This is a genomic window from Bradyrhizobium sp. LeoA1Lang, assembly GCF_055413685.1.
Genome location: NZ_JBVAPG010000051.1, coordinates 1 through 13486 on the forward strand (window position 1 = coordinate 1; position 13486 = coordinate 13486).

A 13486-nucleotide genomic window follows, 5' to 3' on the forward strand; every position below is an offset into this window, starting at 1 on the left:
AGCAGCCGGTTCTCAAGGGTGAGGTCGGCCACAACTTCCTTCAACGCGGCCGTCTCACGACGCAGATCCTTTACCTCGCCGGAGGTTGCCGCACGTGCCGTATCCCCCGCCAGACGGCGCTTACCAGATTCGTCGCAGGATCGAAATGCAGACCCCAGACGTGCTGCAGCAGCAGACTTCGAGTGATGACTTCACCGGTATGGCGAGCAAGATACTCCAAGAGTCTGAATTCCCGGGGCCTTAGCCCGATCTGTCGGCCAGCCCGGGACGCGGTTCGGGCCACGAGGTCCATCTCCAGATCGCCGACCCGCAGCACGGTTTCCTGGCGAACCGAAGTGCCACGCCGGGACAGCGCATCAACACGAGCATGCATTTCTGCGCAGGCGAACGGCTTCACGAGGTAGTCGTCGGCGCCTGCACGCAGACCGTTCACGCGATCAGCAACTTCGCCGAGCACACTGATGATCAATGCGGGAGTCCCGATTCCGTCTTGCCTGAGGCGGCGGATGACTTCGATCCCATCGATGTCCGGCAAAATGCGATCGACGGTCATGACGAGATATTCGGCAGCGCGACCAAGGCGCAGCCCTTTCTCGCCGTCAGTCGCGATTGAAACGTCATAGCCAGCGGCACCCAGGCAGCTACCAAGCTCCCTGGCGGTCCACCAATCATCCTCGATGACGAGAACACGACGCGTACTGTTCGGCATGACATCACCTCCACCGCGGGTTCCGGGCTTCGGGATCGTGTCGGTCGCATTGAGACGTCAATGCACTAACACCGCCGCTGATGGACAATTCCGCAGGCACTTGGAGACGACCGATCATTTTTCAGTCGCAGACTGTTTAGAGCTGCATCAGAGATCCGCGAGATCGGTGACATGACGTGCCCGTTCGCATGGTTGCGTCGGCAGCATGGGACGAATGGATGCGAGATCGAGCTCTGCGTCCGCCAGCCCCTGAGCTGCCGCACGCCCTAGCCATAGACGTGCCGCTTCCGGATCGCGTTCGCCCGCCAGCCCGCGCGCTAAATATCGGCCCAGCATTTTCTGAGCTTCCGCATGCCCCCGCTCAGCGGCCGCTCGGAACCAGTGCTGCGCGACCGTGCGGTCGGTCGGCACGTCATAGCCACCGCCGCTCAGCAAGCCTAGCGCGAACATGGCGCCAACGTGACCCTTGCCGGCAGCCTTCTCGAACAACGCCGTTGCCGCGAGAGGATCGCGCGGTCCACCCCGGCCGTTCACCATCATCTCCGCCAGCGCCGCTTCGGCGTCCGCGATGCCGACCGCGGCGGCGCGCGAAATCCACGCGCGGCCTGCTTCGGCGTTTGCCTCAATGCCACGTCCATCGACAAGCATGCGGCCATACCAATACTGCGCGCTCGCAACTTCGTCAGCCGCTCGGCGCAGATACTGGGTCGCCTGCCGCTCGTCCCGCTCAACGCCAACGCCCGTCGCCAGACAGAGCCCGTAGTTGAGTGCCGCCACCAGATCGCCGGCCGCAACTGCCTGCTCGAGCCAAAGGCGCGCCTTGGCCAGGTCTTCGGGGTCGCCATCACCGACACCTCGCAGGAGAAGGTTGGCGAGATCCACCCGGGCCTGCAGATCGCCGGCGTCAGCGGAGATCCGGAGCCAGTTCGCCGCCTCTCTCGGATCGCGCGCCACCCCGGCGCCGGTCAGATAAAGCAAGCCAAGCGCCCGCGCCGCCGTGTGGTGGCCGGCCTCTGCCGCACGGCGGAACCAGATCGCCGCCTCTGCGTAGTTGGGCGGCAACGATCCGCCCCTGACATATAAGTCGCCGACAAGCGCCGCCGCGTCCGGATCACCGGCCAACCCCGCCCTGCGCAGCCACGACTCGCCTTCTGCCAGGTTTGGTTTGACTCCAAGCCCGCACATCAGTGCGCGTCCCCAGCTCGCCTGGCCGGAGCGATTGCCCTTGACGGCCGCCTGCCGGTAGAGCTCGGCCGCGACCGCGAGGTCGCGTTCCGCTCCAACCCCGCGTTCGGTCATCACACCAAGCAGATAAATCGCCGATACCAACCCTGCCTGTGCCGCATGCCGGAGATTTTCGACCACCTTGCGCTGCCCTTCGTCATCGGTGACCGATCGCGCTAGCGACTGTGCGTATCCCAGCGCGCCCTGAGGACAACCGGCTTCGGCGGCGCGCTGATACCACCGGCGCGCCTCCTCCAGGTTGCGCATCGATTCCGGGCCGGACGTCAGGATGTAGGCAAGCACAGCCTGTCCGTCCGCGGAGCCGTGCTCGGCTGCCCGCCGTGCCCATTTCTCCGCCGCCACAAAATCAGGTTCTAGCGCCACTTGGTCTGAGAACAGGCCTGCCACGCTCGAGTTGCCTGCAACAGCTTGCCGGTTCACTGAGGGGCCAGAGCCGTGGACGTGCAGCGCGGCGAGCAACCACTGGGCCTCAACATGGTCCTGAGCCGCGGCACGCGCGAGCCAACGCACGCTCTCTGTGAGGCTGACCGGGACGCCCGAACCTTCCAGATAGCAGCGGCCGACCCGGTATTCGGCCTCTGCGATGCCAGCGCCGGCGGCACGGGCGAACAGCATGAAGGCCTGCGTCACGCGGGACTGCTTGCTCAGGTGGATTGCGCGCCGCAGTGCTGCCGATGCCGACAGCAGGCTGATGATACGATCGAGAAAACTCAACCGCGTTGTACGTGCATTCTTGCGGCTCGTGGTCACTTTGCCGGTGCATCTCATGGCTCGCGCATTCCCTCCGACATCACTGGTAGAATTTGGCCAAGGAGGTAAGCCATGACAGTGCGCTTGCCGACCTTGATGTCGGCAGCAACCGGCATGCCGGGCATAATGTGAAAGCCAGCCGGCAAGTCGTGGAGCATCAACCGGTCGAGGGTGATGCGCGAACGGTAGAAGGGCTCCGTGTTGGCGGGGTTCACAGGAACCGAGCCAGAGTGGGCCTTCGTGCTGTCCTGCGCGGTGAAGCTGTCGGCGCTGACGGTGCGAACCGTTCCGTACGCCAAACCGTACTGTGTCGACGGAAGGGTGTCGAACTTGACCGCCACCGCGGCACCGACGTGGACGAAGCCGTTATCACGCCCTGCAATGTTCGCTTCGATCTCAAGAGGAGCATCAACGGGCACCAGCGTGATCAGTTGCTCGCCCGTTTGCAGCACGGAGCCCTCGGAAACCTTGGCAACCGTCAGCACCGTGGCATCTCGTTCGGCGTGCAGTTCGATCAATTGGCGCCGCAACCGCGCCTTGTTCAGCGATTCCCGGGCATCGCTCAGCTTTCGGGATCCTTCCGACAGCGCCTGGGCGATCTGGACGCGCCAATTCTGATCGTAGGCGTCACGCTCGGCAATCATGGCGGCGAGTTCGGCCTTGGCGCTCTCGCCCGTTTTGATCGCAGTGGACAGACTGCGCTCGATCTCGAGCCGGTTGTCGGTTGCGATCAAGGCGTTGAGCTGACTGCCGACTTGCAGTGCCTCCAATTTCTTGCGCATCGATTCCACTGTTTGCGCGACGGCCAACCGCTCGCGGAAGGCCGTTACATCCGTGGTCGACCGCGCCGCTGTTGATGCCAGGGCATCGATCTTCTGACGATACGACTCCAGCTTTGACCTCCGTTCCGACTCGCGCTGCGCATGGATCGCAGCCTGCAGCAACATCGGCGGATCAACTCCGGAATATTGGAAGGACCGGTCCTCCACCTCCGCCTGCATGCGCGCCGCCTCGGCCTGCAGGCTGGAGACCTGGGCTTGCAGCGCGCCGACATCGGCGCCGGCGAAGGTAGGATCAAGCCGAGCAAGCATGTCGCCCCGATGAACGCTTTGCCCTTCCGTCACATCGATCGAGCGTACAATCGACGTTTCCAGTGGTTGCATGACCATCATCGGCGCCTGGGAGATCACCTTTCCCTGTGCGGTCACAACCCTGTCGATCGGGATCAGCCACATCGCCACGATGCATGCGGCAAACATGCTGCCAATCATCCAGATTGTGCCGCGCGCCGCGCCGGGGACTGGGGCGGCGATGATGGCTTTGGTCGGCGACTGGAATTCCAAGACCGCCAGAAGCGTCGTCTCCTCCGATCGGCTCGTGAGACTAGCTGCGCTGGGCGGGCGAGTGAGCAAGAGCGACATGACATGGCCCTCGACTGTCGAGATGGCGGCTCTGTTGCATCCAGAGCTGGCGGTAGATGGCGCAGCGTTCGAGGAGCAAGCGGTGCGGCGCGATGTCAACCACCTTGCCCCTTTCCAGGACAAGGATCTGATCACAGTCAATCAACGACGACAGGCGATGCGAAATGATCACCATGGTCCGGCCGCGTGCGATGCGAAGCAGACTGGCGTTCAGCAGGGCCTCGCTCTCCGGGTCCAGCGCGCTGGTCGCCTCGTCCAGGATCAGGATTCGTGGATCGTTGATCAGTGCACGCGCAATTGCAATCCGCTGCCGCTGTCCGCCTGAAACGTTCGGCGAGCCTTCCTCGATCAGCGTCTCGTAGCCATTCGGCATGCGCTCGATGAATTCCTCGGCACCGGCGAGGCGCGCGGCGACCACAGCGTCGTCCAACGTCAACCCGGGCCGTCCGGCGATGATATTGTCGCGTATCGAGCCGCGGAACAGAAAGTTCTCCTGCAGCACGACACCGAAGCTCTGGCGCAGGTGACGCAGATTGATCTCGCGCACGTCGTTGCCGTCGATCTTTAGGAAGCCGCTGTAGTCGCGGTTGATCCCTTGCAACAGCCGCGCCAATGTCGATTTGCCGGATCCGCTGCGCCCAACGATGCCAAGCATCGTGGCGGCCGGCACCTCGAAGGTGACGCGGTCGAGCGCGGGAATCTTCGTGCCTTCATAGGTGAAGCTGACATCCTCGAACGAGATGGCGCCGGCAAATCGCGGCAGGAGCCCGCCAAATGCGGCCTCCGCCTCCGGCGGCCGATTCAGCACGGAGGCGACTTCGCCGATCGCGGCTGAAACCCCCTGGTAATCCTCAATCAGACGCGCCAGCCCGACGAGCGGCTGGGCGACGCGCATGCTGAGCATCATGAAGGCGAACAGCGCACCGACCGCATAGCCGGTATTGTCCGTCAGGGCCATGTAGGCGCCCACCAGCACGATACCGACCGACATGAAGCGTTCGATCGGCGCGACGATCGTCTGGGGCCAATTCGTCAGCTTGCCGAAGGCGAGGCGCCACGCCGCGGCATCTGCGACACGCGCGTCCCACAGCGCCCTGCGCTGCGGCTCCAGGGCGAGCGATTTTATCGTCTTGATGCCGAAAACGGTCTCGCCTAGTGCCGATGCCTTCTCGGTCTCGGCGCGAACCACCCTGCCGAACACGTGTCGCAGCGGCCGCAAGAAAGAAAGAATAACCAGCATGATCGACGCCGCGCAGGCCAGAACCATCGATGCCAGGAAGGTGTTGAGATAGAACAGGAATGGCAGCAGTACGATGAGCGTCGTCAAATCGAGGAACGTGCTCAGCAGCTTGCCGGTGAGGAATTCGCGGACCTTGTACACTTCCACGATCTTGTGCATCGTTTCGCCGGCGGGGTGCCGCTCGAAATAGTCAAGCGGCAGCCGCAGCACGCGATTGAAGACATGCAGGTTCAGTTTTGCGTCAAGTCGCATGCCTACGATGAGAACGATCAGCCGGCGGGCGTAGCCGAGGAGGACCTCGAACACGGCTGCAATGGCGAGCAACGCACTGAGCAGCGCGAGCGTCGAGTAGCTATTGTGGGTCAGAACCTTGTCCACCACGTTCATGACCAGCAATGGCGGAAAGATCGTCAGAAAGCTCAGCGTCAGCGACGCAAGCCCCACATCGCGCAGCGATCGCCTCTCCTGCAGCACCAGGCCGGCGAGCCAGCCCAGGCCAAACGGTCTGTCGGTCTCCGGCTGACCGCGCCGCGCGCGCAGCAGGACCGCCTCGCCTGACCAGACCCGCTCCAGCCGCAGCTGGTCCACCGCAATGTCGCACTCGCTCGCGCCAGCGCGAGGATTCCTGAGGATGACCACATTGTGCTCGGCATTCACGCCGACCAACAATCCGGCGCCACCTTCGGTGAACAAAAGCACCACCGGCCCGGCGTCCTGCAACCGCATCAGTTGACGCCATCGCAGCCGTACCGCTCGCGCCCACATGCCGGCGTTCTGTAGCCAGGCGGAAAGCGCCGCAGCGGACGGCATTTGCTCACCATGGATGCAGGGAAACTCGCGCGGATCGAGCTCCATGCCATGGAATCTGGCCGCATTCATCGTGGCCGCCAGGCGTGGGTGGATCTCGTCGCCGCCGGCACTGCTATGGCGTGCCGCGCCATCCCTCACCGCACGACACCCATCGCCGGGACTGGCTGCGGATACCAGCCCCGCGCTATGGATGCCCAAGCCGAAAGTCTGCCGCCCAAGAGCTCCACGAGCGGCCCCTTCCAATCCATCTTCAACCCAACGGGCGAGGCATTCGCTTCGGCGAGGCGGGCGTTGTCGCCGCTTCAAGCCTCGGCGGAAGCCTGCATCGTCCTCGTTTGAGTCACCCGTGCAGCGGGCAAAGCCAAACGCCATCGGTAAGCGCTGGCCCGGCCCTCAGCCGTGCGGATGAGAGCCCGGCATCGACATGGTGGATCGATCCGGTTCAGGGATCGCCGCCAAGCTGCCAAACAGGCCATGCGCCTCGTTCTCCACGCCGGCCGTAAAGTAGATCTTGTTGGGATCGCTGTTGGCACTGCCATTGCCGGGAACGAGGGCCCAGAGATCGCCAATCGTGATTGGCGCACCCTTGGCGTCGAGCAACTTGCCCTCAAAATGATCGTCCTTCAAATCGAAAACATTAATCGTGCCGTCACCGAAATTCCCGACAAGAAGATCGTTGGCGAACTCTCCAAAGCTGGAGGGCGCGATCGCAAGCCCCCACGGAGAATCGAGCGGCCCGCGCGATGCTACCCTGTTGAGCAAGTGACCTTCCAGGTCGAACTCGTCCACAAAGCCGTGGCCGGCACCAGCAACGTCATCATGCTTGTCCGCATCCTGCAATGCGAACGTAACGAACAAATGGCCATCAAGAACCTGGACGTTGAAGGGCGCATAGCCCTTCGGCAGATGCCGATCGGTGAAGCTGTTCACCTGCTTGAAGTTCTGGTCGAAGACATCGACCGTTCCGTTGTGGAAGTTGGCGGCGAAAAGGAAGGTGCCGTCGTCGTTGCTGCCGATCGCAAGGCCCTTGTAGACGGCACCCTCGCCCGATTTATCGACCGCGATGACCGAGCTTGTGGGGTCTACGTTGGGATTCCATCCGGATATGGTGCCGCTCTCGGTTGCGAACATGAACAGCGAGGATCCTGTCGTGCCGTGGCTGCTGACGTCGAAACCGCCTCCGCCGTTGAACACCTGCCCGGTGGGATCGGAATGGTCCTGGCCCGGGAGCGCGGCGACCGTTACAAGCTTAGGCCCGGCCGGCATTCCGGCACCATCATAAATTGTCGCCACGCCCGTGCCGTTGTCCGAGACCCAAAAAGGACTGGTCGAGCTGTGGGCAACGCCCCAGGGATTGATGAGGTTTGGATCGATCGTCGGCGCGGCGCCAGGGGTATCCGAAACCAGATTGGTCTGCGTGAAGGCGACCTCCTCCTGGTTTTCATGATGGTGATGGTGGTTATGATGGTCGTGATCCAGACTCATTGCGTCCATGGTTTCCTCCAGTTTCGTAACGCGCGTGTCTTCCGCCCCGGTCGACGGCACGTTGATCTGAGGCCATCCCCTTTCGGAGGTGACAGCGCTTCTGGAAAAGGGAAATTCTGAACGCCCGTGGGGCACGAGCGACAACCTATAGTATCTGTTCGGACATCGCGCCGACTCAAATGACCTTTTTGTTAGTTTTTTCACGATCGGGTGACAGTTGGCAGATTTGTTCGCCGTCGAGACCTTTGAGACAAATTGAAGGATTTTGCGGAGGGAGGATTTCTGGTTCATCGTAGCCACCAGGAGCGAAGATGAAACAGAAATCCGGACCGGGCAAAGCGCCGGCAGAACAAGTGCTAAAGGACATTCGGCGTCAGACGCGCCGGCATTACTCGGCAGAAGAGAAGATCCGCATCGTGCTGGAAGGACTTCGGGGCGAGGAGAACATCTCCGAACTTTGCCGCCGAGAAGGCATCGCCGCCTCGATGTATTATGGCTGGTCCAAGGAGTTCCTCGAATCTTATTGATGTCTACGTCGGACGTCTGCGAAGAAAGATCGATAGCGAACAAGCCTATCCAATCATTCATACAGTTCGCGGTGTGGGATTCTGTGTCCGGCCCTCTGTTTGAGACTTCACAGTTGGGTCTCGGACCGAGGTCGAGGTGTACGACCTACACCAGCCTTTTCGCGCGCGATCTCGTGGCGCAGCACTTCGATACCTGGAATATCTGAAGGCGGTGAAAGAAACTCGCGCTCAAAGCCGTTTGCTTTGTCCACGAACGTCAATCGAGCGCTGGATGGCACTACGCGGATCGCGCCACTGGATGCTTCAGCGTCTCCAACGAGCACAGAAAGACTTAGCCCGAGCCCGCGAGCAATCTTGCTCGCGATCGGAATAGTTCGGCTTTTTCCTCTTTCAACTTTCGACAGCCTCGCGCGGCTGACGATCCGCGCGGCCGGATCGCACTTGATTTCGCGATTCCCGGGAAGATTTCCGAATTTAAAGCTGCCACTTCTTCGGATCGCTGTAAGCGTCCAATGCACTCTTGGCGGCAGCCTTCAGAAAGTTTTGGTCGTTCGAGACAACGTAGGCGGTCGCGCCGATGTCTCGCAACGCCGCAGCGTCCTCCAGGCTTGACACTAGCACCATCATCGGCATCCTCGCAGCATTGGCCGCCGCGGCAATCCTTGCGACCGCCTTTTTCATTCCCGTGCTGCCCATCGACGCAGTCAGATCACCCCTTCCGATGAAGAAAGCATCGACCCCACTTTGCGACGCGATGGCGTCGATTTCGTCCAGCGCAGCTTCATCCTCGATCATCGCTACACAGGCGACCCGGGCATCCTGTTCGTCCATGTGATCAGACATGGAGGCACCGCCAAATCGGCCCGCTCGGGTCGTGCTCGAAAAGCCTCGGCTTCCCCCGCGATAGCGACAGGCTTGAGCGATCGCCTTCGCCTTGGCCAATGAATCACAATGGGGAACGAGGACGCCGGTGGCACCGCAGTCCAGAACAGACAATATGCTGGCGGCTGTTGGCTCCGAAATCCGGACGAGCGCAGCCGTTCCACTCGCTCTGGCAGCAAGACAAGCCAGATCAATCGTGCCGCGGTCGAAGGGGGCATGTTCCTGATCGACAATGACGAAGTCGTAGCCGACGTCGCCGATAATCTCGATCGCGTGACTCGTCGGCGTCTTGATGAATGTTCCGAGAACATGCTCACCCTTTCGAAGCCTTGAGCGAAACTCCGTGACTGGCGAACGCAGGCTGGCCATGTTTTCTTCCTCTCGCAAAAAAGCAACTTCGTTCGGCGCCCAATCAGCCGGCAGGTCGGCATCGCTTGGGCGGCCTTTGGAATTGTGGCGCTCGGTTGGACGACGACCGTAAGGCTCCGGACGTTTGTTCTGGAGCGCTTTCGACAGTGATTTCATCAAATGAAACTCGGTTTTGCGCAGGCCAGGGCACCGCAGGCCGGTTGTCCGGTTTCGGACCGGAGTGACCTGAATGTTTCATCTGGTGAAACATTTCTCGAATTGCGTTGGCGAGGGGGATAATCCTGTTCAGTTTAGGAGACGGGCAGGTTAGCTCGGCAATGCGCTAAGCCGCTCGACTCTTGGCGAAGCGCAAACAAACAAGGTCCGATCCACGGGCCGGTATCGAACGGGCACCGGGAGGCCGTTGAAATGAAGCTTGATTCATCAATCTTGATCGATTCCTACGCCAGCCATCTGCAAGACTGGCCTCCCGCTGAGCAACGCCGCGCCCGTGGCGTGTCGCCCGGGGCGGCAATGACCAAAGCGCGCCAGACGTCCGCTGAAGACGCTTGCAGTGAAGGCGGGCCGACGTTGTCTGCGAAAAAGTCCGGTCAGGTCTCATCCCGCCGATTGGAAAGCGTCATGCCTGATCCGGTTTTAGCTTCCAAAGGTTCGGTTCGCGCTGCGCGAGGACGCACAAAGCAACAAAGCGGAGATCGTTGTCGGTCCAACTCGAAAAGGGGCGATGCGCTGCCGGCCGAGTGCTCTTATCAGCCCGTCGAAGCCGCGCAGCGGGTACTGCGCGTGCTTCGCGCGATGAATTCACTCCGCTCCGCGTCGGTTGCCGAGCTTCACACGATCACCGGGCTTTCGAAATCAACCATCGTCAGGATGCTCGATACGCTCATCCATGAAGGCTATGTCATGCGTGACAATTTCATCGGCGGATATCGAGTTACTTCCGAGGCGCAGCACCTCAGCAATGGATTCCGAGGGCTTCCACTCGTTATCGAGGCGTCGCGGCCATGGGCAGTGAAACTCACGGAACGGATCAAGTGGCCGGTCAGCGTCGCCACGGTCCACCACGGCAAACTCAGCGTTGATTTCACCACCTCGGCCATCAGTCCATGGGCGTTTCCATTTGCCACCCTGCACCGTCAATTGAGCTTGGCGAATAGCGCGTTGGGACGCTGCTATCTGGCCTTCTGCTCCCCGAGGGAGCAGGAAGATTTGCTGCGTGGCCTGGGAACGAGCGGAAAAGCTGAAGAGAAATTCGATCCTGTGGTCCTTGACCACGCGTTGAAAGCGGCTCGCCAAAATGGGTTCGCGGTCGAGGACGGGATGCGCGGCTCTCGGAAATTCCAATTTATCGGCGTTCCCGTTTTCAACGAGGGCGTGTGCGTTGCGTGTCTCGGCGTGGGATTCTACGCCACGGCACCGGCGGCGGCGCATATCGTATCCGACGTTTACACTCCGACACGCGAAGCGGCGGATATGATCGAAAAGGGCATCGCGAGATTGCGGGTGTGGTCGGTTGAATAAGCTTGGAAATCCAAGAGGCAGTTTCATGAAGCGTAAGGTCATAGTCACGTGTGCGGTAACCGGGGCAAGCGCACTCACGAGCAATAGCAGATACGTGCCGATCACGCCGAAGCAGATCGCCGACGAGATCGTCAACGCCGCCAAAGCCGGCGCTGCCATTGCCCACGTGCATGTTCGCGATCCGCAAACGGGAGCACCTTCCAGCGATCTGGATCTCTACGAGGAGACCGTCGACAGAGTTCGATCCTCCGCAATCGACATTGTTCTCAATTTAACCGGCGGTCCGGGAGCAGGTTATGATCCACCGGTCGAAGATGGGGGCGAGATTGTGGGTGTGGTTTCGCCCGCCAAACGGACGCAGCACATCGTGCAGCTACGGCCCGAAGTCTGCACCCTCGATGTCGCAACAATGAATTTCGGGTCGCGGGCCATTGTCAATACACCAACCCATCTGAAGTTCATGGCGGCGAGAATGGTCGCGGCCGGCGTAAAGCCCGAGTTGGAAGTTTTCGACCTCGGTCACTTGCGCCTCGCCCTTCAATTGCAGAAGGAGGGGCACCTGCCAACACCCTCTCGTTGTTCCAGTTCTGTCTCGGAATTCCCGGCGGTGCGCCAGCCAATACGGAAGCAATGCTGCTCATGAGAAGCATGGTTGAGGCGGGCACGACCTGGTCGGCGTTTGGCATATCGCGGGCGCAGTTTCCGATGGCAGCGCAATCCATCATTCTCGGCGGGCACGTTCGTGTTGGACTGGAGGATAACCTTTTCCTCTCGGAGGGCGAACTTTCGCCGGGCAACGCTCCGCTGGTAGAGCGCGCGTGCGCCATTGTGGATTCGCTTGGCTGTTCGGTGGCCACACCCAAGGAAGCCAGGGAGCTGTTGTCCCTTACGGCCAGGTGAGTCGTTGGGGGCCGCTTATTCCGCGAATATCCACAACTCCCGAATCGGGTGCGAATACGTCAAGTTCGCAAAACAGCGCGTCGGGTCATGGCCCGGCAAATCAGGAGGTCGTCGTTGGAAGGTGCAGGCAACAAGAAACATCCCGACCCTTCATCGCAGGGGTGGATGATACGGCCAGGAAAAATCTCCACCCTTGTCGGACCATTCTGGGAGCGACGCGTTGGCGGCGACGTACAGATTGGAATCGTTTGCGACCCCCGCCACGACAACGGCAAGGGCAAGATGCACGGCGGCCTGTTGATGACGCTGGCTGACATGGGCATGGGAGCGGTCATTCGTTCAACCGGCGACGATGTCCAGTGTGTCACCGTTCAACTCGACGTCGCGTTCCTGCAAGCGGTCGACATTGGCGACTTTGTTACGACCGAATGTCACATCCAGCACAGGACGAGCCGTACGATCTTCGTGTCGGGTACGCTCAAAACAGGTGAAAAAGCGGTCGCCAGTGCTCAAGGCGTCTTCAAGTCGTTAGCCAATGTCGGGTTGGCGTGGCAGGGGGGCTAACGTTTCAGCGAGCGAAAACATCGAAATACGTTCTTCCAATCCTCGGCGAAATTGGTCTGATTGGCAGACTTTCGCACGCCGGCTGCAAAGCCACATCGCTGCTAAAATCGGAGAAAAGCCGTGTACGCCGCAGACGATCCAAGGAGCACCATGCCTCAAGCGGGGACGACCGCGAACGCCGCCAGGACGTTCAAAAGGGCCGAATATGCCCGCTGGTACGAGCAAGCTCCACAGGAGCAAGGTCCGGGAACGCAGACCTGGTACACCCGCGGCCAAAACATGATCGTGACATACACAAAGGCAGATGTGGGGGCAGTGCTCGCGCGCGATGCCCAGCCGGACGAATACATGCTGCTTCTTCCGTCGAAAGACAGTGTCGTGCAAGTTACGGCCGGTGAACAGAGCGAAACCGTGCCCGGCTATTCCGTCGTGGTGGTGCCGCCAGGACGAAGTTCGATAGAGGTCAAGGCCGCTGGCCCGATCGTTCGAATCTTTTCGACGAACGCGCTGGACCTCCTTCCGAAATGCTCCAATGCGGAATCATACGCCACGGAACCAGACCCAAACGTCAAGCCGTTCGCTGCATGGCCTGATCCGCCGGGCGGCTTCGCAATTCGCAGCTACAGCCTGGATATTCCCAAAAGTCCCACCCGATTTGGCCGGCTGTTCCGCTGCTCGACGATCATGATCAATTGCATTCATCCGTCCCCGCCGCGCGATACGAAAAATCTCTCGCCTCATCACCACGCCGACTTTGAACAGGGATCGCTTTGTTTGGAGGGAGCTTACACCCACTATCTCCGCTGGCCGTGGGTGACCGATAAGGCGGCATGGCGGGCAGACGCCGCTGAACTCTGTCGTGCGCCGTCTCTTTGCATCATTCCGCCGCCCGCAATTCATACGTCGCAGTCGATGGACGACACCAACGTGCTGGTCGATATTTTCGCGCCCCCGCGCGCCGACTTTTCGTCGAAGCCAGGTTGGGTTTTGAATGCGGACGAATACCCAATGCCTGCTTCAGCTACATGAAGCAACGAGTTTCCGAACCCGGAAACGCCAAGGA

12 protein-coding genes and 2 pseudogenes are annotated in these 13486 nt (G+C 60.9%); 7 read left to right on the top strand and 7 right to left on the bottom strand.

The genetic code is table 11. From position 1 onward, the window contains the following. Window positions 1-70 precede the first annotated feature (70 nt). The 5 genes from ACZYOF_RS18790 to ACZYOF_RS18810 all read right to left on the bottom strand — a co-directional run bounded on the left by ACZYOF_RS18790 (window position 71) and on the right by ACZYOF_RS18810 (window position 7951). Window positions 71-709, bottom strand: a complete 639-nt coding sequence (locus ACZYOF_RS18790; protein WP_463716684.1) for a response regulator transcription factor — start codon at window positions 707-709, stop codon at window positions 71-73. A 147-nt stretch (window positions 710-856) separates the two neighbouring features. Then, window positions 857-2722, bottom strand: coding sequence for a tetratricopeptide repeat protein (locus tag ACZYOF_RS18795; protein ID WP_463716685.1), 1866 nt, complete (start codon window positions 2720-2722; stop codon window positions 857-859). Continuing rightward, window positions 2719-4125 carry an HlyD family type I secretion periplasmic adaptor subunit gene (locus ACZYOF_RS18800; RefSeq protein WP_463716686.1) on the bottom strand — a complete coding sequence of 469 codons (1407 nt, stop codon included), beginning with the start codon at window positions 4123-4125 and terminating at the stop codon, window positions 2719-2721. Before ACZYOF_RS18800 ends, ACZYOF_RS18795 begins: the two co-directional genes overlap by 4 nt. Further along, entirely contained in the window at window positions 4088-6244 is a 2157-nt protein-coding gene (locus ACZYOF_RS18805; RefSeq protein WP_463716687.1) for a peptidase domain-containing ABC transporter, read from the bottom strand. Before ACZYOF_RS18805 ends, ACZYOF_RS18800 begins: the two co-directional genes overlap by 38 nt. A 324-nt stretch (window positions 6245-6568) precedes the next feature. After that, window positions 6569-7951: a TIGR03118 family protein gene (locus tag ACZYOF_RS18810; RefSeq protein ID WP_463716688.1), complete on the bottom strand. Its 1383-nt coding sequence runs from the start codon at window positions 7949-7951 to the stop codon at window positions 6569-6571. A 20-nt stretch (window positions 7952-7971) separates the two neighbouring features. Between ACZYOF_RS18810 and ACZYOF_RS18815 the strand changes: the two are divergent. Together ACZYOF_RS18815 and ACZYOF_RS18820 are read left to right on the top strand one after the other, a co-directional pair. Further along, window positions 7972-8181 (top strand): annotated as a pseudogene (locus ACZYOF_RS18815) (transposase); the annotation flags it as partial. Continuing rightward, window positions 8171-8290, top strand: a pseudogene (locus tag ACZYOF_RS18820) (winged helix-turn-helix domain-containing protein); the annotation flags it as partial. The pseudogenes ACZYOF_RS18815 and ACZYOF_RS18820, both read left to right, overlap by 11 nt. Window positions 8291-8294: 4 nt before the next feature. On the opposite strand, the gene ACZYOF_RS18825 reads toward ACZYOF_RS18820, so the two are convergent. Further along, on the bottom strand, window positions 8295-8705 hold the full coding sequence (locus ACZYOF_RS18825; RefSeq protein WP_463716716.1) for a helix-turn-helix domain-containing protein: 411 nt from the start codon (window positions 8703-8705) through the stop codon (window positions 8295-8297). After that, entirely contained in the window at window positions 8662-9594 is a 933-nt protein-coding gene (locus ACZYOF_RS18830) for an HpcH/HpaI aldolase family protein (protein ID WP_463716689.1), read from the bottom strand. Before ACZYOF_RS18830 ends, ACZYOF_RS18825 begins: the two co-directional genes overlap by 44 nt. A 252-nt stretch (window positions 9595-9846) precedes the next feature. Between ACZYOF_RS18830 and ACZYOF_RS18835 the strand changes: the two genes are divergently transcribed. The 5 genes from ACZYOF_RS18835 to ACZYOF_RS18855 all read left to right on the top strand — a co-directional run bounded on the left by ACZYOF_RS18835 (window position 9847) and on the right by ACZYOF_RS18855 (window position 13452). Then, complete coding sequence (locus ACZYOF_RS18835; protein ID WP_463716690.1) at window positions 9847-10959, top strand: helix-turn-helix domain-containing protein; 1113 nt, start codon at window positions 9847-9849, stop codon at window positions 10957-10959. 25 nt (window positions 10960-10984) lie between these two features. Next, on the top strand, window positions 10985-11602 hold the full coding sequence (locus ACZYOF_RS18840) for a beta-keto acid cleavage family enzyme (protein WP_463716691.1): 618 nt from the start codon (window positions 10985-10987) through the stop codon (window positions 11600-11602). Next, window positions 11590-11859, top strand: coding sequence for a 3-keto-5-aminohexanoate cleavage protein (locus ACZYOF_RS18845; RefSeq protein ID WP_463716692.1), 270 nt, complete (start codon window positions 11590-11592; stop codon window positions 11857-11859). The genes ACZYOF_RS18840 and ACZYOF_RS18845 overlap by 13 nt, the downstream gene beginning before the upstream one ends. Before the next feature lie 114 nt (window positions 11860-11973). After that, window positions 11974-12423 carry a PaaI family thioesterase gene (locus ACZYOF_RS18850; RefSeq protein ID WP_463716693.1) on the top strand — a complete coding sequence of 150 codons (450 nt, stop codon included), beginning with the start codon at window positions 11974-11976 and terminating at the stop codon, window positions 12421-12423. Between the two features lie 120 nt (window positions 12424-12543). Beyond that, the gene (locus ACZYOF_RS18855; RefSeq protein WP_463716694.1) at window positions 12544-13452 is read left to right on the top strand and encodes a cupin domain-containing protein; all 909 of its coding nucleotides are present in this window, start codon (window positions 12544-12546) and stop codon (window positions 13450-13452) included. Window positions 13453-13486: the final 34 nt, after the last annotated feature.